Origin of the sequence: Polaribacter sp. KT25b (assembly GCF_900105145.1) — a bacterium.
In the GTDB taxonomy this organism is placed as follows: domain Bacteria; phylum Bacteroidota; class Bacteroidia; order Flavobacteriales; family Flavobacteriaceae; genus Polaribacter.
On the sequence record NZ_LT629752.1, the window covers coordinates 1,572,835 to 1,593,090 of the forward strand.

Consider the following 20,256-nt stretch of genomic DNA (forward strand, 5'->3'; position numbering starts at 1 on the left):
AAATTTAGTATAAATAACTTTTGTTAGCCTTAGTTTTGTTGATGTATTTTTATAAATTATGATTTTAAAAATAAAAAATCCCATTGTTTCTGTAGACTGGTTGTTTAAAAACTTAAACAATGAAAATCTAATTATTTTTGATGCCACAATTGCTAAAGTTACTGCTAAAAAAGAAGCTGTTTCTTCGGATAAAAAGTTACAATTAAAAGGTGGGTTATTTTTTGATATTCAAAAATCATTTTCAGAGAAAAATGCACCATTTCCAAATACAGTTTTATCAGCAAAAAAGTTTGAAGAAAAAGTACAAGAATTAGGTGTTAATGTAAACAGCTGTATTGTTGTGTATGACGATTTAGGCATTTATTCCTCTCCAAGAGTTTGGTGGATGTTTCAACTTATGGGTTTTACAAATATTGCTGTTTTAAATGGCGGATTTCCAGCTTGGGAGTTAAAAAAATATCCAACAGAAAAAACTGTAAGACGTCAAATTAAAAAGGGAAATTTTATAGCTAATTATCAATCAGAAAAAATAAAATTTACTGCGGATGTACTTTATGCTATTGAAAGTGAATCAATTTTAATTGCAGATGCTCGATCTAAAGGACGCTTTTTAGCAACAGAGCCAGAACCTAGAAGTGATATAAAAGGTGGTAGAATTCCGAATTCTGTAAGTTTACCGTATTCTGAAATTGTAGAATATAATTTACTGAAATCTGAAGAAGATTTAAAAACAGTTTTTAATAGTTTAAATCCTAAAAATAAAGATCTTATTTTTTCTTGCGGATCAGGAATTACAGCTTCCGTTTTAGCTTTAGGAGCAGAAATAGCAGGTGTAAAAAATCATGCAGTTTATGATGGATCTTGGACAGAATGGGGAAGTACAAAAGGTTTACCAATAGAAAAATAAGATGGGAAAATTAGATTGGACAAGAAAAGAATTTGAAGCATATGTACTTTTATATGCTGCACATTGCAATTTTTTTGAATCAAAAGAAGAGCAAGATTATATATTTTCTAAAGTAGATAAAAAAACGTTTCATAGAATTCACACAGAAGTTGTTGTAGATTCTGATGAAACTAATTTGGATAAAATTCAGCAATATTTATCAGAAAATAATTTACATCAAGAAGAAAAAGAAGCATTAATAAGAGACATTAAAAATGTCTTTTTTGCAGATGGTTCTGTAGATGTTATAGAAAAAAACGTATTTAGTATTTTAAAGAAAATTATTAATTAATACTTTCTAATAAACCAGTTTATATTAATTTTCTTAATCTTTTAAAATTATTGATAATAAAATCTGCATTTTCTAAAGTTTGATTATCTGCCATTGGGTTTTTAAAACCAACAACAAAAATATGAGCATCATTTGCAGCTTTAACACCATTATCAGAATCTTCAATAACAATACAATTTTCTTTTGCTGTTTTTCCTAAAATTGCCGCTTTTTCAAAAATTTCTGGATTTGGTTTAGATTTCGTTAAATCTGCGCCACTAATTTTTGCTGTAAAATATTGGTTTAAATTAAATCTGTTAAAAACTCTATTAATATTTACCATTGCAGAAGAAGAAGCTAAAACTAGGGTTAATCCTTTGTTGTAACAATGTTTTATTAAATCTTCAACACCTTTAACTAAATGTAAAGTTGGGTCGTTTTCAAAGAAGTTTACGTATCGTTTTCTTTTATCTATAACCAATTCTTCTGGTATTAAATCTAAGTTAAAATGTGTCACTAATTTCTGAAAAGCATTAATTGTAGATGAACCTGTAAGGGTTTTGTATAATTCATCAGAAACATGAACGCCAATAGAAACAAAGGTTTCATAATACGCTTTTTTATGAATTTCTTCAGAATCTATAATAACGCCATCCATATCAAAAATGACACATTTTATTTCTTTGGGTAATTTCATTTAAATTGTTATTTTCATTACTGCCATAATATTTTCTACAATTATATAGAGAATTGTACAAATAAATATAGCCATTATTAAAACATAAAAAACTTTTTTTACCGTTGTTGGGTTTCTTATTTTCTTAATTGCATTATATAAACCAATTATAGAAAATACAGCTATAATAATAGTTAAAAACCCAATGATTGTAGATATAATATAAAAATTTGAAGTTGTAATTTGATAACTTAAAATTCCAATAAAAATAAAAATTGATAATACAATAATTGGTAATTTAATCTTAAAATCTTTGTCGAATCTAATTTTTTTCATGGGGGAATGGGGGATTAGTTTATAAATTTAGCTTTCAATTCAGGCGTTGGAATCATACAACTTTCTTTTTTGCCAAACCAATTGTATCTGTTTTTGGCAATATAATCGTAAAAATAATCTCTTATTTTCTCTGGTAAAAGTCCGAAAATTTGAGTTAAAAACCAAAATCCTCCAAAGTATTTCATAATTTTTAACGCTGCTGTAGATTTAATGTAATATGCAACACCAGGTTCGTACAAAATAATAGAGTCCATTTTAGAAATATCAATTTTTAAATAACTAATAATTTCTTGTCCGCTTTTAGATTGTAAAGCGGCAAAAACAAATAGATTTTTTTTATCGTGTTTAATTACTTTAAGTACAGAATTATTGCACAAATTGCAAACACCATCAAAAAGAATTATTTTTTTATTTTTAGGTATATCAACCATTTAGGTGTAATTGTAGAATATAAATGTAAAAGTACTCATCTTTTTTAAAAATCTTTGTAACATTTTTTTATTTGATGCGTCTTACCTTTATATTGCATTATTAGTAGCTTTTAACATAAAATTAATAACTGATAAACATTGCAATAAGTAATTTAGCGTAAAAATAACCAAACCAATGATTAGAATAGAAAAAATGCACAAATCTTATCCTATCGGAAAAGATTCTCTTCATGTATTAAAAGGTATTGATTTACATATAAAAGAAGGCGAATTTGTCTCTATTATGGGGTCTTCTGGGTCAGGAAAATCTACTCTTTTAAATATAGTTGGTTTATTAGATATTCATGATGAAGGAAACTATTATTTAAATGGTGAGCTTATTAAGGATTTAAATGAGAAAAAAGCGGCAATTTTACGTAATAAATTTTTAGGTTTTGTTTTTCAGTCATTTAACTTAATTTCTTATAAAACTGCTCTAGAAAATGTAGCATTACCTTTATATTATAAAGGAATAAGTAGAAAAGAAAGATTAGATATTGCTTTAGATTATTTAGATAAAGTAGGTTTAAAAGAATGGGCAAATCATTTACCAAATGAACTTTCTGGGGGGCAAAAACAGCGTGTTGCAATTGCTAGAGCTTTGGTTACAAAACCAAAAGTTGTTTTGGCAGATGAACCAACAGGAGCATTAGATTCTACAACTACAGATTCTGTTATGGATTTATTACAAGATATTAATGATGAAGGAATGACGGTTTTTGTAATAACACACGAAGAAGAAGTTGCAGAACAAACCAAAAGAATTGTACGTTTAAAAGACGGTCTTATTATTAGTGATGAATTAACTAATGTTGGTAAAACTGTTTAAATATGTTTGATTTAGATCGTTGGAGAGAAATATTTCAAAGCATTAATAAAAACAGGTTACGTTCTGTAATGTCTGGTTTTACAGTCTCTTTTGCCATTTTGCTTTTTACTCTTTTATTTGGTGTTGTAAGTGGTTTAAGTAATTCATTTACAAGTGCTTTTGCTGATGATGCTCAAAACTCAATGTTTGTGCGTGTTTGGAAAACTTCTAAACCCTATAAAGGGTTACAAACAGGTAGAAGAATTCAATTAAAAAATGCAGATTACAATTATGTTAAAGAAACATATGAAAATAAAATTCAATATCAATCTGCAAGAATTTATAAAAACTTTACAATAAAATATAAAAATGAAGCTAGTACTTACAGTGTAAGAGCTGTAAACCCAGATCATCAGTTTTTAGAAAAAACGATTATAGATGAAGGTAGATATTTAAATGAAAGAGATCTTAAAGAAAAATCTAAAGTTTTAGTAATTGGTAGACTTATTAAAAAGGATTTATTTGGAGAAAGACCAGCTTTAGGAAAAAGAGTAAATGTAAATGGAAGTTCTTTTTTAGTAATTGGTATTTTTTCTGATGAAGGAGGAGATAATGAAGAAAGAATGGCATATATGCCTGTTTCCACATCACAAATGATGTATGGTAATAACGATTATATAAGTCAGATTAATTTAGGATACAATCCAAATTTAAGTTTAGATGCAGCTATTGCTTTTGGAAATAAAATGGAACGTGATTTACGAGAAAAATTAAATATTCACCCAGATGATCAAAGTGCGCTTTCTGTTAGAAATATGGCAGAAGCAAACAAAGGTATTGGTATGTTTATGGGGGTATTATACGCTATTGTAATTTTAGTGGGGTCAGGAACTTTAGTAGCAGGAATTATAGGTATTTCTAATATTATGATTTTTGTAATTAAAGAAAGAACTAAAGAATTTGGAATTAGAAAGGCTTTAGGAGCAACACCAGCATCTATTGTTGGTATGGTTGTACAAGAATCTGTTTTAATAACAACAATTGCTGGTTATTTAGGTTTATCCTTAGGAACTTATATTTTAAGTTTAATAGGTAATAGTTTAGAAGAAAAATATTTTATTAAAGATCCAAGTGTAAGTCCTGGAATTGTAATAGGAGCAACAATAGTTTTAATTCTATCAGGATTAATTGCGGGTTATGTTCCAGCAAAAAGAGCAGCAAATATTAAACCAATTGAAGCATTAAGAGCAGACTAACTATGAATTTTTTATTTGAAGCAGATACTTGGCAAGAAATTTACGGCAGCATTCGTAAAAATAAAATGAGAACAGCAATTACTATAATTGGTGTGTTATGGGGTATTTTCTTGTTAGTTGTTTTATTAGGTGCTGCAAGAGGAATGGAAAATGGTTTTAATAAGCTATTTGGAAATTTTGCAACAAATAGTGTTTTTGTTTGGACCCAATCTACAGACAAACCTTTTAAAGGTTTTCAAGAAGGAAGAAGGTTTACATTAACAATGAATGATATTGATGTTTTAAAATCTGAATATTCTGATGAAATAAAATTATTAGCACCAAGAAATCAAACCAATAATTTAATTATAAAAGATTTTAAATCTGGTGATTTTCAAGTAAGTGGAGATTATCCAATTTTAGATCAAATTCAGAAAAAACAATTATTATACGGTCGTTTTTTAAATCAGAATGATATTTTATCTATAGCAAAAGTTGCAGTTATATCAGAAGATATGTATAAGCAGTTGTTTGATATAGGTGAATTTCCGATAGGACAATTAATTAAAATAAATAGTATTAATTATAATGTTATTGGTGTTTATAAACCATCAAATACCATAAATTTTGACGGAGATTGTGCTTATATTCCTTTTACTACTTTTAGAAAAGTATACAATACTGCAAATAAAGTAGATTGGATGATGATTACAGCAAATGAAGGAACAAATATTGAGCAAATGGAAAGAGATGTTTTGCTAACTTTAAAAGGTCTTCATAAAGTACATCCAGAAGATGAAAGAGCATTTGGAAGCGTAAACTTAGGAAAAGAAATAGGAAAAATTACAGGTTTTTTAGTAGGGATGCAATTTTTAACTTGGTTTGTTGGTATTGCAACCTTAATTGCTGGAGTTTTTGCTATTGGTAATATTTTACTTATTACCGTAAAAGAACGTACAAAAGAAATAGGAATTAGAAGAGCCTTAGGGGCAACACCAAAAAATATTCGTCAGCAAATTATATTAGAATCTGTTTTTTTAACAACAATAGCTGGTATGTTAGGTATTATTTTTGGAGGTTTAGTACTCTATATTATAGATACAGCTTTTGGTCAAGGACCAGATGCAGCATTAATTAACCCTACAGTAAATATACCAATTATATTGATAGCATTTGCCACATTAATTGTGTTAGGAACCTTAATTGGATTAATTCCTGCACATATGGCAACAGTAGTAAAACCAATAGAAGCATTAAGAGAAGAATAAAATCAATTAACAGGAAATCATGAGTAAGAGATCAAAAATTATTTTAATTATTATAGCAGTATTATTTATAGCTGCTTTAATTTGGTTCGGTAAGAAAAATAGTAAAAATATTGTAGAATACGAAACCGAAACACCTTTTAGAACAACAATTGTAAAAAAAACAGTTGCAACAGGTAAAGTTACACCTTTAGAAGAAATTGAAATTAAACCTCAAATTACAGGTATAATTGATAAAATTATGCTACTTGAAGGTGCAAAAGTTAAAAAAGGAGATTTAATTGCAACGGTAAGAGTTGTACCTAATGAACAATCTTTAATTAGCGCAAAAGGTAGAGTAGATAATATTAAAATTAGTTTAAATAATGCTAAAGTTTCTTATGATAGAAATAAAAACTTATTTGAAAAAGGTGTTATTTCTAGAGCAGAATTTGAAACTATTGAAGTAACTTATAAACAAGCTATTCAAGATTTAAAGAATGCTCAAAATGATTATCAAATCATTAAAAAAGGATCTTCTGGTTCAGGTGCGTCTGCAAACACAAATATTATAGCACAAATGTCTGGAACAATTTTAGAAATTCCTGTTAAAGAAGGAGATCAAGTTATACAATCTAACAACTTTAACGCTGGTACAACTATTGCTTCAATTGCAGATATGAGTAAAATGATTTTTGAAGGAAAAGTAGATGAATCAGAAGTTGGTAAATTAATAAGTGGCTCAGATATTGACGTATCAATTGGTGCAATTGAAGGTGTTAAGTTTCCTGCAAAACTAAACTTTATTGCTCCAAAAGGAACCGAAGAAGGTGGTGCTGTACAGTTTAAAATTAAAGCTGATGTTTCTTTAGATGCTAAATATTTTATTAGAGCTGGTTATAGTGCAAATGCAGATATTGTTTTAGAGAAAAAAGATAGTGTTTTATCTATTAAAGAAGCATTATTAAAGTTTGATAAAAAAACAGAAGAGCCTTATGTAGAAGTATTAGTTTCTGAAGGTGTTTTTGAAAATAAAACATTAAAATTAGGTACTTCTGATGGTGTAAATGTAGAAGTTTTAGAAGGAGTTACAAAAGATGATAAAATCAAAATTTGGAACAAAGCTTCTAATGATGATGATAAAAAAGTTGATTAGTATTTAGCTTGATTTTATAAAAAAAGGAACTCATTTTGAGTTCCTTTTTTTATTTAAAATAGTTTTTTAAGAAATAAAAACGAATTCTAACTATTTACCTACAGTTACTCATTTACTAATAAAAAGAGGAAAGAATAATTATAGTTTTGAAGTATTTAATAACTTTTTAAACTATAAATTATGGAGCAACAACAACCAAACAAATTTTTACAAAAAATTAAAACTTCAATAACATCTAGAATGGTAATGATTGGGGTTTTAAGTTTTATTTTAATGATACCTTTAATGTATATAGAAGGATTAATTGAAGAAAGATCCTATCATCAAAAGAATGTAGTAAATGAAATAAGTAAACAGTGGGGAAATGAAGTAGCAGTTTATGGGCCAATCTTAAAAATTCCATATAAGATTTATAAAGAAAAAGTTATAACTAATGAAAAAACTAAACAAGTAACTACAGAATTAATTGAAAACATAAAGTATGGTTATTTTTTTCCTGATAAATTAGATATTAATTCTAATATTAATCCAGAGCAAAAAAAAAGGGGTATTTATTCAACTGCGGTATTTAATAGTAATATATCAATTAGTGGAGAATTTAAAACGATAGACTTTAGTAAAATAGAAGTTAATAGAGAAAATATTTTATGGAATAAATGTAAAATTATATTTAAAACAACAAATGTAAAGGGGATAAGCACTAATCTTTCAATTAAAATAAATAACAAAGATTATAGCTTATCATCTGCAGATTTTAAAAAAGCAAGAAATAAAGATTTTTATACTTTAGAGACTAATTTTTTATCTTTTAAAGAGCTTAAAAAAACTGAAGAAAAAGTGTTGTTTTCCTTAGGTTTTAAAGTTAAAGGAAGTAAGGATGTCCGTTTTATCCCCATAGGAAAAGAAACAAAAGCACAAATAGTTTCTAGTTGGAAAACCGCAAATTTTATGGGAGAGTTTTTACCTTATAATCCAGATAAAATTAATAAAAATGGATTTAATGCAAAATGGAAAGTTTTAGATATTAATAGACCTTTTTCTCAAGAACATTTTGATGGTTTACCTCATTTAAATGAATTTGATTTTGGTGTTAATTTTAAAATTCCTGTGGATGAATATCAAAAGAGTTTACGTTCAGCAAAATATGGTTTTTTGGTAATAAGTTTAACATTTTTAATTTTCTTTTTAATACAAACTATAAGTAAAATTAATATGCATCCTTTTCAATATTTAATGATAGGCTTAGCACTTTTAATGTTTTATACGTTACTTGTTTCAATATCAGAACACAGTAATTTCTTAAAAGCGTACACTATTGCTAGTATATCTGTAATAGGTTTAATAACTTTTTATTCTAAAAGTATTTTAAAAAATATTAAGTTTATGATTTTAATCTTTTTGTCATTAACAATTTTGTATACTTTTATATTTATCATTATTCAATTAGAAAGTTATGCTTTATTAGTAGGTAGTATTGGTCTTTTTATAATTTTAGCAGCAATAATGTTAATCTCTAGAAAAATTGATTGGAGCATAAATTAATATTAAATAACTTAAAAAAAATGAACACAAGAGTAAATAGTATTCTTGTGTTTTTTACCACCAAACAAGAAAGAATTTTTTAATTTCTCCGTTAAAAAACTTCATCCAACAGAAAGGAGAAAATTCTCTTTCTAAATACTCCGTTGATTTTTCTTTAAACTGATTAAAATTGAGCCAATCTACATTTTGATGAGGAATAATTAACCAATCTTTTTTATTTGGGATAAAAAACTTAGAATCTTTAAATTGTTCTAATTCCTTTTTGTTGATGTAAAACCCAACAATACAATCTTGATTTAGTTCTTCTAAAATGATGTTTTCTTCTAAAAACGGAACAAATAATTGAGCTTTAAAATAAACTTCTTGTTCTATTTCATCAACATTTAAATTGATTGATTTTAAATAATGAACACATTCATTAGAGTAGAGAAGAGGCAACTGTTTTTCGCTGAGTTTTGTTAATTTTTCAACTAAAGAATCTTTTCTATTTGGACCAATAAAATGCTCAATTTCTGTTTCTCCAACAGCATTATCATGTAGATAAAACTTATAAATAATTTCTAAATGAATTGGTTTATTATCTTTTAAAATAATGCAATCTAATTCTCCTAAAGTTATTTTTTCTTTCTGAATTTGAATATTCTCAGAAATAATTTTTATTGATTTTTCTTGTTCTAATTGATAAGAAACAAAACGTTCAATATACTTTCCTAGGCGTAATTTTTCATCAATCTCTATATTTATTTTTGATGAAACCTGTTCAATTTCAAACTGATTTAATTTATAAATTGAGTTGCCTTTCCACAAACAATTTGTTTGTAAAAAACCTTCATATCTTTTCTGAATAATTTTTGTTTTTTGATGCATTTATAATAAGACACTAATTGCACGAATTTACACAATTAAAAATGCTATCCTATCATTTTTATTCTTGAATTAGTAGTGTTTGTTTTATAATATTCTTTGTAAATTGAACTCCCAAAAAATCATCAAAATGCAATTTCAGAAAAGCACTTTTAATTTTTTAAAAGATTTAGAAAAAAACAATAATAGAGATTGGTTTACAGAACACAAACCTACTTTTACAGAAATTCAAAATCATGTAAAAGAAGTATTTGCAGAAATTCAAGTGAATTTAGAAAAGCATGATGAAATTGAAAAAATGAAAATCTATAGAATCTATAGAGATGTTCGTTTTTCTAAAGATAAAACTCCTTATAATCCTAGGTTTGCAGTTTCTTTTTCTAGATTGGGAAAAGAATTACGAGGTGGTTATTTTTTACAAATAAAATCAGGAGAAACTTTTTTAGGTGGCGGATTTTGGCAGCCAGAAAAAGAAGATTTATTCAGAATTAGAAAAGAAATTGAACAAGATGCTACTGAAATTCGTGAAATTTTATCAGATAAAAATTATCTAAAATACTTTGGAGGCAAATTTGACGGAGAAGAATTAAAATCTGCACCAAGAGGTTTTGATAAAGAACATGCAGACATCGATTTATTGCGTAAAAAAGGATTTATTGCCATCAGGAATTTTACAGATCAAGAGGTTTTATCAGAAAACTTTTTAGAAGAATTAGACAAAAGCTTTAAAGCATTACGTCCGTTTTTTAATTTGTTTAGCGATATTTTAACGACTAATTTAAATGGGGAATCTTTAGTTTAATTATAAAGAAAATGAAAAAAAATCACACAGATTTTAAGAGTTAGAGTTTTCCCCTTTGGGGAATTAAAGGGGCTTATTAATTCAAATTCTTATCAACTTCACGTTTTAAAATCCAAACAGTAATAATTGTAGAAAGTATATCAGCAATAGGAAAAGACCACCAAATACCATTAATACCATAAAATTTAGGTAAAATATACGCTAACGGAATTAAGAAAATACCTTGTTTTAAAAGTGTTAAAAATAAAGCAGGCAAAGCTTTTCCTGCTGCTTGAAAATACGCAGAACCAATTAATTGCATCGTAACAATTGGTGTTACTAAAAACACAACCAACATAGCGTTTGGTGTTTTATCTAACAAAGTAATATCATCTGTAAAAATCCAAATAATTTCTTCTTTTAAAATTACAATTCCTATAAAAATAATAGTTCCTAGAATTGAGCCAAACCAAATTGCTTTTTTAATAGTTTCTTTTACTCTTTCATTTTTTTCTGCACCAATATTAAAACCAGCAACAGGCAAAAATCCTTGAGAAACTCCTAAAACAGGAGAAAGAGAAAACATCATAACTCTATTTATAATTCCGAAAATAGAAATCGAAATTTCTCCTCCGTAAGTAAAAAGAGAGTAGTTTAAAACGATCATTAAAATGCTAATTGCACCTTGTCTAACAATAGAAACACCACCTAATTCAACAATTTCTCTAAGTATTTTTGGATCTAATTTAAAGTTTTTTGGAATAATTTTTAATTGACTTTTAGATGATAAAAAGAAATATAAAATATATAAGCCAGAACTTGCAAAAGAAATAGAAGTTGCTAATCCTGCTCCCCACATTCCCCAATTAAAAAATTTTATAAAAACAACATCTAAAACAACATTTAAAACGGCAGGAATCATCATTGCGTACATGGCAAATTTTGGTTTTCCTTCTGCTCTAATTGTTGGGTTTCCCATCATTGCAAAAGCTAAAAAAGGAACGCCATAAATAACCACACTAAAATACTTTGATGCTATTGGTAAAATGTCTCCTTTAGCGCCAAATAAATTTAAAATAGGCACACTAAAAACACTACCGAGAATTACAAAAAGAATTGCTAAAATTACGGTTAAAGAAACTTGATTTCCAAAAGTTAGAAAAGCTTTTTCTGTATCTTTTGCTCCTAAAGCTCTTGATATAATAGAGCTTCCACCAATTCCAATTCCCATTCCTATAGAAGAAATTAAAAATGCAATTGGCAAAACCACAGTAATTGCAGCAATTGCCAAAACACCAACCCATTGACCTACAAAAATAGTGTCAACAATCATGTTTAATGACATTACAAGAATTCCTATAGTTGCAGGAACTGCTTGTTTTATTAGTAATTTACTAATTTTTTCTGTACCTAATTCACTTACTATTTGTGCCATAAATCTATTACAAAGATCATCATTAAAAAAGAGATAACATAAAATGAAGCATCAATAATTGTTATAGAAATATTAAATTTTTTATGTTTGTTAAAATTGATAAAATGAAAAATATTTTTGAAGTTAAATTCACAGTTTCATCAGAAGATATTGATGATTTAAATCATGTAAATAATGTGGTTTACGTAAAATGGATGGATGAAGTTGCATTTCATCATTGGGCATTTTTAACGAAAAACTATCCTTTGCCAGAATATATTTGGGTTGTTGCAAGACATGAAATTGATTATAAAGGTCAAGCAGTTTTAGGTGATGAAATTATTGCAAAAACTTGGGTGGGAGAAACAAAAGGATTTACATCAGAACGATTAATTGAGTTTTATAAGGATTCTATTTTAGTTGCAAAATCGAAAACAGTTTGGGCAATGTTAGATGCTAAAACTTATAAGCCAACAAGAATTAGAGAAAACGTTTTAAAAGTGCTACAGCCAAACAAATAAAAGTATCTTTGCAAAATTAAACTATACTATAAATGTCAACATTTTCTGCATTAGGAATTCGTAAAGAATATATACAATCATTAAAAGAATTAGGAATTTCTACACCTTCGGAAATTCAAGAAAAAACCATTCCAATTTTATTACAATCAGAAACTGATTTTATTGGTTTAGCACAAACAGGAACAGGAAAAACAGCTGCTTTTGGTTTGCCAGTTTTACATAAAATTAATGCAAACGAAGGCAATATTCAAGCATTAATTTTATCACCAACAAGAGAATTGGTACAACAAATTAAGAAACAACTTTTTAAGTTTACAAAATATAATGAAGAGAAAATTTTTATTGAAGCTGTTTTTGGTGGAGAAAAAATTGATCGTCAAATAGGTAATTTAAAAAGAACAACACATGTTGTTGTGGCAACTCCAGGAAGATTAATCGATTTAATTGAACGTGGCAGTATTGATATCAGTCATGTAAAAACGGTTATTTTAGATGAGGCTGATGAAATGTTAAGCATGGGTTTTAAACAAGATTTAAATAGAATTTTAAAATTCACAACAGAATCTAACAGAAAAACTTGGTTATTTTCTGCTACAATGCCAGAAGAAATTAAAAAAATTATAAAAACTTATATGGATGCAAATGCACCAAGAGTTGAAATTAATAGAAATTCTTTGGTAAATGCAAACATCAGACATCAATTTGTAAAAACTACGATTAAAGATAAACCTGCAGATATTATTACTTATTTATTAAAAAGAGAAGCAAGTAGAGGCATTATTTTTTGTAGAACAAAAGCTGGTGCACAAAATTTAGCACATCATTTAGTTGAAGAAGGTTTTTCTGCGGCTGCTTTAGAAGGTGATATGCAACAAAAAGAACGCGATAAAGTAATGCGTGCTTTTAAAAATGAAAGTTTACAGTATTTAATTTCTACGGATGTTTCTGCACGTGGAATTGATGTGAGCGGATTAGAATTTGTAATTCATCATCAATTACCAGAACAATTAGAATATTATACGCACAGAAGTGGTAGAACTGCAAGAGCAGGAAAAACCGGAACTTCTTTGGTTTTTATTTTACCCTATGAATTAGAACGTATTCATGAAATTCAAAAAGAATTAAATATTAAATTTACTGAAGTAACTGTGTAAAATGGAGCTTATTTACGTTTTAGATATTCTTGGAACGTTTGCTTTTGCAATTAGTGGTGCTTTGGTTGCTTCTGATAAAAAGTTTGATTTATTTGGAGTCTTAATTATTGCCTTTGTTACCGCAGTTGGTGGTGGAATGTTACGTGATGTTTTAATGAATGCACACCCAATAAATTGGATTGGTGATTTAAATTATTTATGGACAATTTTAGCTGCTGTTATTTTAACTTTCTTATTTAAAAGTAAAATTGCACCCTTAAGTAAAACCATGTTTTTGTTTGATACCATTGGCATTGGTGTTTTTACTTTATTAGGTTTAAAAAAGGGGTTATTGTTTAATTTACATCCTGTTGTTGCTTTAATTATGGGAATGATTTCTGCTGTTTTTGGTGGTGTTTTAAGAGATGTTTTAACAAATAAAATTCCTTTAATTTTTCAGAAAGAAATTTATGCATCAGCTTGTTTAGCTGGCGGAATTACCTATTTAATTTTAAATAGTTTTGGAGTTAAAGAAAACATCATTTTTGTAATTGCAGCTTTTGTAATTGTAATAATTAGAGTTATTGCTGTTCGATTTCAATTACAATTACCAAAAATTAAAGACGATTTATTTACAAAAACATAGTAGTATGAAACCATTAGTTTTTGAAAATTTCAAAGAATTTAGGTTGATGTTAGGCAAACAATTACCATCAGGAAATTGGTATATTGTTAATCAGCAAATGATTAACGATTTTGCTAACGCAACTTTAGACAAACAATGGATTCATGTTGATGAAAAAAGAGCAGCAAAAGAATCTCCTTTTAAAAGTACAGTTGCTCACGGATTTATGTCTGTTTCTATGATTTCTAAACTTTTAGAAGAATCATTTTCTATTAAAAGTGTAAAAATGGGCTTAAATTATGGCTTAAATAAAGTTCGTTTTCCAAATCCTGTTCCTGTAAATAGTGAGTTAAGAATGCATACAGTTGTTAAAGAAATTGAAGATTTAGCAAACAACGGAATTAAAGTTACATTCTCTTGTACTATAGAAATTAAAGGACAAGAAAAACCAGCTTGTGTTGCAGAATTTTTAGCTGCTTTATACGAATAAAAAAAGTTGTTAAGTCGTCAATTCGAGCGTTGTCTAGATCTTTTCTATATCAGTATTTCTAATTTAAAATACCATCATCTGCACATTTTTTTGTATACCAATAAAGAAAAAGAGCAAATAAAGGAATTAAAATAAGCATAGAATATTCTACAGTTCTATACATTTCTTTTCCAGGATTTAAAAAAACATTATAAAATGTCTGTACTGAAACGGCTATTAAACCAATCAGAAAAAATGTTTTTGCTAATTTTTTTCTTAACAAAAATAATATAGATGCAATAACAGAAGAAAAAACGGCAATTGCAAAAGCAGCTGTAACATAAGATGGTAAATTAAAAATAATTTCTAATTGCTCTTCTGTGTACATCGTTTTAAAACGTTTCGTTTGATAAACCTGATTTATATAGCCATCTATTCCCATCGAGTTCCATATTAATGCAATAACGCCTATGATCCAGAATAATCTATTTGGTTTGTTTGTGTTTGATGTCATGCTATAAATTTTTTGATTAGTTTATTGAATATTTAAAAGTAATCAAAAAAAGTTGTTAAATTACAAAATGTAAAGTATATTTGTCATTATGTATAATTAATTTGTCTAATTGTAAAATATAAAACCATGTCAAAAGAATCAATTTGTGAAAGAGAAAGAAACCATTTAGAAAAAATGAATAAATTTCAATTGGGGCATCAGTATAAAAAAGTAGGATATAGTATTGCTATTGGCACATTTGTTATTATGATTGCAAGAAAATATTTTGAAGATTCTGAATGGATTAGACCAATTTTACATGGAGTTTTATTAATTGGTTTACTAATAATTTCTTTATCAAAAGAAAAATTAGAAGATGAATTTATTGATAGTTTACGCTCTCAATCTTATAGACTTGCTTTTATTATGGCAATTGTATATTCTTTAACACAACCTTTAATTAATTATGCAGTAGCTTTTTTATTTAATCAAAATGAAGAAATGAAATCTTTTGATTATTTTCAGGTATTATTTTTTATGCTAATTGTACAATTGTTATTTTTTTGGCAATTAAAACGAATGAATAAATAAGATGAAAAATACTTTAAAAGTTCAACGTGCAATTTTAGATTTAACGCAAGACGATTTAGCAAAAAAAATAGGAGTTTCTAGACAAACTATTAATTCTATAGAAAAAAACAGGTATGTTCCTTCAACAGTTTTGGCGTTAAAATTATCAACAGTTTTTAAAATTCCTATAAACGATTTTTTTGTTTTAGAAGAAACTGATTAAAGTAATTTAAAAATTATTCTTCAGAAATAGAAATTACAGCTGCTTTAAATAAATTTGCTTTTGCCTCAAAGAACGAATTTTCTAAAACAATTGCTTTTAGTTTTGTTTCTATCAATTTAGATTCACGATAATTCACTAAAAATAAAGAACTTTCACCTAAGAAAAACTTACGTTCTTCTGCATTTAACAAGGTGTTATAATCTTTAACAATGTTCGCTAAATAATTACTTTGAGTTACAAAAGAAGATAATTCTTGTTGCAAAGCATCAATCTTATTTTTGATAGAAATTTTTGCAACTTCATTTTCATATTTTGTCTCTTGTAATTTAATTTTTGATAACTTTAAATCACCTCTTTCTTTTCTTAAAAATAAAGGTAATTTAAAATTAATTCCGGCTTTATAATTATCAACATTTAAAGAATTTAATTCTCTAGGTTTTTGAGTTAAAAAATTATACTGAACATCTAGTTTAGGTAATAAATTGTTTGTTTTTAGGTTTTTATCAACCTGTAAACTTTCTATTTTATACCTTAAAGATTTTACCTTTGGATGATTATTAATGTCAAAATCGGCATTGTTAAACAACGCAATATTAAAAGTTGTATCAATAGAGTTTAAGGTGTTTTCATCAGGAATTATATGTTCTTGTAACTCAATTGGAGTATTGTTATTTAGCCATAAAAAGGTAGACAATTCTAAAGAAGATTTTACTAATTTTATACGAGATTTTTCTAAATTTAACATTCTTTCATTAAGAGTAATTCCTGCTTCAATAGTGTCAATTGCTGCTTTATCACCTTCTAAAAAAGCTTTTTTTGTTCCTTTAAAACGGATTTCTGCATTCTCTAAAAAATCTTGGTAAACTACTTTTTCATTATATGTTTTTAACCACTTAAAATAAGATAAAGAAGCATTGTATAAAATTTCATTTACCAATATTTGTTGATCTTCTTTTGCCTGATTTAAAAACAATTTTGCTTGTTTTAAAGAAGCCATTCTTTCGTTAATTAATAAACCTTTTAAAATAGATGCAGAAACACCAGCAGCATATAAACCATCTGTAGGCACTGTAGATTCTGGGTTTAGATAATATCCGTCATTATTTTCAAAATTGGCTTTAAACTCTAAACCATAATATGTTGGTATTTTAAAAGCGCCATTTAATTTATTGTAATATTCTTTTTCTTTAAACTGTTTTTTGTCAAAATCTATTTCAATTTTTGGATCAAAAGCACCTCTAGCTTTTAATAATTTTGCCTCGCTATTATTGATAATAAGATTTGCTTGTTTTACAATTGGATGATAGGTTTTTACATAGCCTAAAAATTCTGACAAAGTTAATACAGAGTTTGCTTTTTCTTGAGAAAATAGTTGAAAAGACATCAGTAAAAGCAAGAATAAAACACTTTTTTTCATAAGTTTAATCATATAAATATTGATTATTTTTTATTTCTTTTTTGAATCAGATTTGACAGATTTATTATTTTCTGGCTGATAATAGTTAGGAGGGAAACTGTTAATTTGTCTCCATAATTCGAACCAAATTGGTACATCTTCTAACAATGCAATTGTTTTTGCGCCAGAACCAACTCTAACTTCTGGCCAAGTTATACCATCGTCATCTGGTGCTAATAATATTCTGTATTTACCATTATCACTAATAAAACGTTCAATTGCAATTACTTTTGCGCCATAAGTTCCGTAAGAAGCATTTGGCCAACCAGAAAATACAATTGCAGGCCAACCATCAAATTGTACACGTACTTTTTCATTAATATGTAAAAGCGGTAAATCTATTGGACGTACAAAAGTTTCTACAGCTAAATCGTATTTTTCTGGCATAATACCAACTAAATCCTCGCCTTCTTTAAAAGTTCCTCCAATTCCGCCTTTTATCGCTTTGTTAATATACCCATTTTGCGGCGCAGTTATGTATAATAAACTATTTCTAACCTTATAATTACTGTTACTATTTTCTAATTTAGATACTTGTGCTTTCGCATCAAAACCACTAGATTCTGCAGTAAACTTATCGCTTTCTGCTTTTGAAATTTTATCTGTATAATTAGCTTTTACACTAGAAATAGCAATTTTAGCATTTAAAACTTCATTTTTTGAAGCCAATAATTTATTTTCTTGTGATATTAATTTCGCTTGAGTTTCTTGTAATTTCAATCGTTTTTCTTCAACATCTTTTACAGCTTTTAAACCTTCATCTTGTAAAGTTTTGGTTCTTTTAAATTGTTTTTCTGCAATTAAAATATTGGTTTTTGCAGCTTCATAATCGATGCTGTCGCTTTTTACTTTTAGTTTAGACTGTAATAATTTATTTTCTGATTGTTCTAGTTTTAATTTTCTTTCATCAGATAAAGCAGAAATTTGTCTATTTAAAGCAGCTACTTTTAATTGATAAGAATCTACAGATGATGTTTTTGCATTAATTTGATCTGTAGTTCTTTCAATTAATTTAGTATCAAAATAATCGCTTTTAATTTCAGAAATTCTTAGAATTGTATCTCCTTTTTTTACATGATCTCCTTCTTTTACAAACCATTGCTCAATTCTGCCAGGAATTTGAGATTGAATTGTTTGTGGTCTTTGTTCTGGCGTTAAGGTAGTTACCAAACCTTTTCCTGTAATATTTTGTGTCCAAGGTAAAAAGAGTACAATAAAACCTAAAATAGCAAAAGCTAATAGAAACTTATTAAATGATTTATAATATTCTTTATCAAAGATTTTTTGACCAGATTTAAATTGTTTTAAATCTACTTTTTTATTTACTCGATTGTTAGATATATTTAACATCTTTTTTTAGTTTATAGATTTAATTTCACCTTTTTCTAAGGTAATTATTTGATTACATTTTGTTCTCCAACTTTTTTTACTGCTTACTACAATTAAAGCCCAAGGTTGTTTAGGATCTGTTAAATAGCCAATTATTTTTACAGTTTCCTCTAAATTAAATTGATCTAAAGGATCTTCTAAAATCATAATTTTTGGTTGCTTTATGATAGCTCTAGCTAAAATTATTTTTTTAGCTATTGTATATGACATTTGTTTACCTTCTGGATATAAAATTGTTTCTAAACCTTTAGACTGTTCTTTTAAAAATTGAGTTAATCCAACAACTTCTAAAGCATTAAATATAATTTCGTCTTTTATAGATTTGTTTCCAAAAACAAGGTTATCTCTAATAGAACCTTCAAAAGGTGATTCTTCTGAAAGTGATAAACCAAGTTGTGATCTGTAATGATTTAAATGTAAGCTTTTTAATGATAAATTATTTACATAAATGTTTCCAGAAATAGGTTCTATAACTCCAGAAATTAAGCGTAATAAACTAGATTTACCAGCACCACTTTCTCCCATAATTAAAATCCTACTTTGGGGTTTAATAGTTAAAGATAAATTCTTGATAATATGTTTTTCTTTATTTTCAACACCATAAGAAACCGCATCTAATTCTACTGTTAATCCATTTTTAAAAATAGGTCTTTCTCCTTTTTGAGATTCTAATTTTTTATCAACAACTTGTCCTAATTTTTCTATGGATGTTAGCACATCATAAAAAGATTCTAACCCAATTATTAATTTTTCTACAGATTGAATTACCAAAAGAATAATGATTTCTGCAGCAACAAATTGCCCAATATTCATTTCTTGATTTAATACCAAAGCGCCACCAATTAATAACAGACTTGCAGTTACAATTACTTTAAAACTAATCATTTGCATGAATTGTAAAATCAAAATTCTAAAATGATTTTCTCTAGCTTCTAAGTATTTATTAACTAAATTATCATTTTTAGACATTGCCAAATTAGTGTTTCCAGAAATTTTAAAACTAACAACAGTTCTTGCAACTTCTTGAATCCAATGGGCAACTTTGTATTTTATTTTAGATTCCATTAAGCTGGTTTCTAAACCTCTTTGTGCAGTAAATTTAAAAACAATATAAATTAACATCAGTAAAAGAATGCCAAAAATGATAAAAAAAGGATGATAAAATGATAATAAAATCAATGCAAAAATAATTTGTAATAAAGCTGTTGGTACATCAATTAAGAGTTTAGATAAACCTTTCTGAATTGTTAATGTATCAAAAAAACGATTTGCTAATTCTGGTGGATAATAATCGCGCAATTCGTTCATTTTAATTTTAGGAAAACGATAACTAAATTCAAAAGAAGCTCTTGTAAAAATTCTTTGTTGTATGGATTCTATAATTCTTAACTGCATTAATTGTAAAGCTCCAGAAAAAAGAACCCCAATTGTTACAATAATTACTAAAATGATCCAAGATGTAGAAATTTGTGCACCTTGTATTAGGTTTATAATTGATTGAATTCCAAGAGGTAAAGATAAAGCTACAATTCCGCCAAAAATAGCATAATAAAAAATTTGAAAAATATCTCTTTTCTCTAATTTTAACAACTCTATAAATCGTTGCCAAGGAGTTAATTGATTTTTAGCCATAA

Annotated in this window: 23 protein-coding genes; 14 read left to right on the plus strand and 9 right to left on the minus strand. The window is 27.1% G+C overall.

What is annotated here, in order from left to right:
* Positions 1–58: 58 nt before the first annotated feature.
* Together BLT70_RS06665 and BLT70_RS06670 are read left to right on the plus strand one after the other, a co-directional pair.
* Positions 59–907 carry a sulfurtransferase gene (locus tag BLT70_RS06665; RefSeq protein WP_091892842.1) on the plus strand — a complete coding sequence of 283 codons (849 nt, stop codon included), beginning with the start codon at positions 59–61 and terminating at the stop codon, positions 905–907.
* Position 908: 1 nt separating this feature from the next.
* Positions 909–1,238: a hypothetical protein gene (locus BLT70_RS06670; RefSeq protein WP_091892844.1), complete on the plus strand. Its 330-nt coding sequence runs from the start codon at positions 909–911 to the stop codon at positions 1,236–1,238.
* A 19-nt stretch (positions 1,239–1,257) separates the two neighbouring features.
* Here BLT70_RS06670 and BLT70_RS06675 read toward each other — a convergent pair whose 3' ends face one another.
* From BLT70_RS06675 to BLT70_RS06685, 3 genes are read right to left on the minus strand one after another with little or no spacing between them, the layout of a single operon-like run.
* Positions 1,258–1,914: an HAD family phosphatase gene (locus tag BLT70_RS06675; RefSeq protein ID WP_091892846.1), complete on the minus strand. Its 657-nt coding sequence runs from the start codon at positions 1,912–1,914 to the stop codon at positions 1,258–1,260.
* Complete coding sequence (locus tag BLT70_RS06680; RefSeq protein ID WP_091892848.1) at positions 1,915–2,229, minus strand: hypothetical protein; 315 nt, start codon at positions 2,227–2,229, stop codon at positions 1,915–1,917.
* Between the two features lie 14 nt (positions 2,230–2,243).
* A complete protein-coding gene (locus BLT70_RS06685; protein WP_091892850.1) occupies positions 2,244–2,660 on the minus strand; it encodes a thiol-disulfide oxidoreductase DCC family protein in 417 nt (138 codons plus the stop codon).
* A 175-nt stretch (positions 2,661–2,835) separates the two neighbouring features.
* Between BLT70_RS06685 and BLT70_RS06690 the strand changes: the two genes are divergently transcribed.
* From BLT70_RS06690 to creD, 5 genes are all read left to right on the plus strand, one after another.
* Complete coding sequence (locus BLT70_RS06690) at positions 2,836–3,528, plus strand: ABC transporter ATP-binding protein (protein ID WP_091892852.1); 693 nt, start codon at positions 2,836–2,838, stop codon at positions 3,526–3,528.
* A gap of 2 nt (positions 3,529–3,530) precedes the next feature.
* Positions 3,531–4,763, plus strand: a complete 1,233-nt coding sequence (locus BLT70_RS06695) for an ABC transporter permease (RefSeq protein ID WP_091892854.1) — start codon at positions 3,531–3,533, stop codon at positions 4,761–4,763.
* 2 nt (positions 4,764–4,765) lie between these two features.
* The gene (locus BLT70_RS06700; RefSeq protein WP_091892856.1) at positions 4,766–6,010 is read left to right on the plus strand and encodes an ABC transporter permease; all 1,245 of its coding nucleotides are present in this window, start codon (positions 4,766–4,768) and stop codon (positions 6,008–6,010) included.
* 19 nt (positions 6,011–6,029) lie between these two features.
* Entirely contained in the window at positions 6,030–7,142 is a 1,113-nt protein-coding gene (locus BLT70_RS06705; protein ID WP_091892857.1) for an efflux RND transporter periplasmic adaptor subunit, read from the plus strand.
* 180 nt (positions 7,143–7,322) lie between these two features.
* Positions 7,323–8,684 carry a cell envelope integrity protein CreD gene (gene creD, locus BLT70_RS06710; protein WP_091892859.1) on the plus strand — a complete coding sequence of 454 codons (1,362 nt, stop codon included), beginning with the start codon at positions 7,323–7,325 and terminating at the stop codon, positions 8,682–8,684.
* 54 nt (positions 8,685–8,738) lie between these two features.
* On the opposite strand, the gene BLT70_RS06715 is transcribed toward creD, so the two are convergent.
* Positions 8,739–9,551 (minus strand): DUF1853 family protein, encoded by an 813-nt coding sequence (locus tag BLT70_RS06715; protein WP_091892861.1) that lies wholly within the window; start codon positions 9,549–9,551, stop codon positions 8,739–8,741.
* A gap of 127 nt (positions 9,552–9,678) precedes the next feature.
* Between BLT70_RS06715 and BLT70_RS06720 the strand changes: the two genes are divergently transcribed.
* A complete protein-coding gene (locus BLT70_RS06720) occupies positions 9,679–10,350 on the plus strand; it encodes a DUF2461 domain-containing protein (protein ID WP_091892863.1) in 672 nt (223 codons plus the stop codon).
* Between the two features lie 76 nt (positions 10,351–10,426).
* On the opposite strand, the gene BLT70_RS06725 is transcribed toward BLT70_RS06720, so the two are convergent.
* Positions 10,427–11,764, minus strand: coding sequence for an MATE family efflux transporter (locus BLT70_RS06725; RefSeq protein ID WP_091892865.1), 1,338 nt, complete (start codon positions 11,762–11,764; stop codon positions 10,427–10,429).
* Positions 11,765–11,868: 104 nt separating this feature from the next.
* On the opposite strand from BLT70_RS06725, the gene BLT70_RS06730 reads away from it, so the two are divergent.
* From BLT70_RS06730 to BLT70_RS06745, 4 genes are read left to right on the plus strand one after another with little or no spacing between them, the layout of a single operon-like run.
* The gene (locus tag BLT70_RS06730; RefSeq protein WP_091897490.1) at positions 11,869–12,264 is read left to right on the plus strand and encodes a thioesterase family protein; all 396 of its coding nucleotides are present in this window, start codon (positions 11,869–11,871) and stop codon (positions 12,262–12,264) included.
* Between the two features lie 32 nt (positions 12,265–12,296).
* Entirely contained in the window at positions 12,297–13,418 is a 1,122-nt protein-coding gene (locus BLT70_RS06735; RefSeq protein WP_091892867.1) for a DEAD/DEAH box helicase, read from the plus strand.
* Position 13,419: 1 nt separating this feature from the next.
* Positions 13,420–14,043, plus strand: a complete 624-nt coding sequence (locus tag BLT70_RS06740; RefSeq protein WP_091892869.1) for a trimeric intracellular cation channel family protein — start codon at positions 13,420–13,422, stop codon at positions 14,041–14,043.
* A 4-nt stretch (positions 14,044–14,047) separates the two neighbouring features.
* On the plus strand, positions 14,048–14,512 hold the full coding sequence (locus tag BLT70_RS06745) for a MaoC family dehydratase (protein ID WP_091892871.1): 465 nt from the start codon (positions 14,048–14,050) through the stop codon (positions 14,510–14,512).
* Positions 14,513–14,570: 58 nt separating this feature from the next.
* Here the strand turns inward: BLT70_RS06745 and BLT70_RS06750 are convergent, their stop codons facing one another.
* Complete coding sequence (locus tag BLT70_RS06750) at positions 14,571–15,005, minus strand: hypothetical protein (RefSeq protein WP_091892873.1); 435 nt, start codon at positions 15,003–15,005, stop codon at positions 14,571–14,573.
* 126 nt (positions 15,006–15,131) lie between these two features.
* Here BLT70_RS06750 and BLT70_RS06755 point away from each other — a divergent pair, with 126 nt between their 5' ends.
* Both BLT70_RS06755 and BLT70_RS06760 read left to right on the plus strand, forming a co-directional pair.
* Positions 15,132–15,575: a hypothetical protein gene (locus tag BLT70_RS06755; protein WP_091892875.1), complete on the plus strand. Its 444-nt coding sequence runs from the start codon at positions 15,132–15,134 to the stop codon at positions 15,573–15,575.
* Position 15,576: 1 nt separating this feature from the next.
* A complete protein-coding gene (locus BLT70_RS06760; RefSeq protein ID WP_091892877.1) occupies positions 15,577–15,777 on the plus strand; it encodes a helix-turn-helix transcriptional regulator in 201 nt (66 codons plus the stop codon).
* A 13-nt stretch (positions 15,778–15,790) separates the two neighbouring features.
* Here BLT70_RS06760 and BLT70_RS06765 read toward each other — a convergent pair whose 3' ends face one another.
* The 3 genes from BLT70_RS06765 to BLT70_RS06775 are packed head-to-tail and all read right to left on the minus strand — an operon-like array spanning position 15,791 to position 20,254.
* Positions 15,791–17,194: a TolC family protein gene (locus BLT70_RS06765; protein WP_091892879.1), complete on the minus strand. Its 1,404-nt coding sequence runs from the start codon at positions 17,192–17,194 to the stop codon at positions 15,791–15,793.
* Positions 17,195–17,224: 30 nt separating this feature from the next.
* Positions 17,225–18,583 carry an HlyD family secretion protein gene (locus BLT70_RS06770; RefSeq protein ID WP_091892881.1) on the minus strand — a complete coding sequence of 453 codons (1,359 nt, stop codon included), beginning with the start codon at positions 18,581–18,583 and terminating at the stop codon, positions 17,225–17,227.
* Positions 18,584–18,589: 6 nt separating this feature from the next.
* Positions 18,590–20,254 (minus strand): peptidase domain-containing ABC transporter, encoded by a 1,665-nt coding sequence (locus BLT70_RS06775; protein WP_091892883.1) that lies wholly within the window; start codon positions 20,252–20,254, stop codon positions 18,590–18,592.
* Between the last annotated feature and the right edge of the window lie 2 nt (positions 20,255–20,256).

What these genes read in the sequence shown, in the direction of transcription:
- BLT70_RS06665 (WP_091892842.1), top strand. Translation starts at nt 59, where the DNA reads ATGATTTTAAAAATAAAAAATCCCATTGTTTCTGTAGACTGGTTGTTT.
- BLT70_RS06670 (WP_091892844.1), top strand. Translation starts at nt 909, where the DNA reads ATGGGAAAATTAGATTGGACAAGAAAAGAATTTGAAGCATATGTACTT.
- BLT70_RS06675 (WP_091892846.1), bottom strand. Translation starts at nt 1,914, where the DNA reads ATGAAATTACCCAAAGAAATAAAATGTGTCATTTTTGATATGGATGGC.
- BLT70_RS06680 (WP_091892848.1), bottom strand. Translation starts at nt 2,229, where the DNA reads ATGAAAAAAATTAGATTCGACAAAGATTTTAAGATTAAATTACCAATT.
- BLT70_RS06685 (WP_091892850.1), bottom strand. Translation starts at nt 2,660, where the DNA reads ATGGTTGATATACCTAAAAATAAAAAAATAATTCTTTTTGATGGTGTT.
- BLT70_RS06690 (WP_091892852.1), top strand. Translation starts at nt 2,836, where the DNA reads ATGATTAGAATAGAAAAAATGCACAAATCTTATCCTATCGGAAAAGAT.
- BLT70_RS06695 (WP_091892854.1), top strand. Translation starts at nt 3,531, where the DNA reads ATGTTTGATTTAGATCGTTGGAGAGAAATATTTCAAAGCATTAATAAA.
- BLT70_RS06700 (WP_091892856.1), top strand. Translation starts at nt 4,766, where the DNA reads ATGAATTTTTTATTTGAAGCAGATACTTGGCAAGAAATTTACGGCAGC.
- BLT70_RS06705 (WP_091892857.1), top strand. Translation starts at nt 6,030, where the DNA reads ATGAGTAAGAGATCAAAAATTATTTTAATTATTATAGCAGTATTATTT.
- creD (WP_091892859.1), top strand. Translation starts at nt 7,323, where the DNA reads ATGGAGCAACAACAACCAAACAAATTTTTACAAAAAATTAAAACTTCA.
- BLT70_RS06715 (WP_091892861.1), bottom strand. Translation starts at nt 9,551, where the DNA reads ATGCATCAAAAAACAAAAATTATTCAGAAAAGATATGAAGGTTTTTTA.
- BLT70_RS06720 (WP_091892863.1), top strand. Translation starts at nt 9,679, where the DNA reads ATGCAATTTCAGAAAAGCACTTTTAATTTTTTAAAAGATTTAGAAAAA.
- BLT70_RS06725 (WP_091892865.1), bottom strand. Translation starts at nt 11,764, where the DNA reads ATGGCACAAATAGTAAGTGAATTAGGTACAGAAAAAATTAGTAAATTA.
- BLT70_RS06730 (WP_091897490.1), top strand. Translation starts at nt 11,869, where the DNA reads ATGAAAAATATTTTTGAAGTTAAATTCACAGTTTCATCAGAAGATATT.
- BLT70_RS06735 (WP_091892867.1), top strand. Translation starts at nt 12,297, where the DNA reads ATGTCAACATTTTCTGCATTAGGAATTCGTAAAGAATATATACAATCA.
- BLT70_RS06740 (WP_091892869.1), top strand. Translation starts at nt 13,420, where the DNA reads ATGGAGCTTATTTACGTTTTAGATATTCTTGGAACGTTTGCTTTTGCA.
- BLT70_RS06745 (WP_091892871.1), top strand. Translation starts at nt 14,048, where the DNA reads ATGAAACCATTAGTTTTTGAAAATTTCAAAGAATTTAGGTTGATGTTA.
- BLT70_RS06750 (WP_091892873.1), bottom strand. Translation starts at nt 15,005, where the DNA reads ATGACATCAAACACAAACAAACCAAATAGATTATTCTGGATCATAGGC.
- BLT70_RS06755 (WP_091892875.1), top strand. Translation starts at nt 15,132, where the DNA reads ATGTCAAAAGAATCAATTTGTGAAAGAGAAAGAAACCATTTAGAAAAA.
- BLT70_RS06760 (WP_091892877.1), top strand. Translation starts at nt 15,577, where the DNA reads ATGAAAAATACTTTAAAAGTTCAACGTGCAATTTTAGATTTAACGCAA.
- BLT70_RS06765 (WP_091892879.1), bottom strand. Translation starts at nt 17,194, where the DNA reads ATGAAAAAAAGTGTTTTATTCTTGCTTTTACTGATGTCTTTTCAACTA.
- BLT70_RS06770 (WP_091892881.1), bottom strand. Translation starts at nt 18,583, where the DNA reads ATGTTAAATATATCTAACAATCGAGTAAATAAAAAAGTAGATTTAAAA.
- BLT70_RS06775 (WP_091892883.1), bottom strand. Translation starts at nt 20,254, where the DNA reads ATGGCTAAAAATCAATTAACTCCTTGGCAACGATTTATAGAGTTGTTA.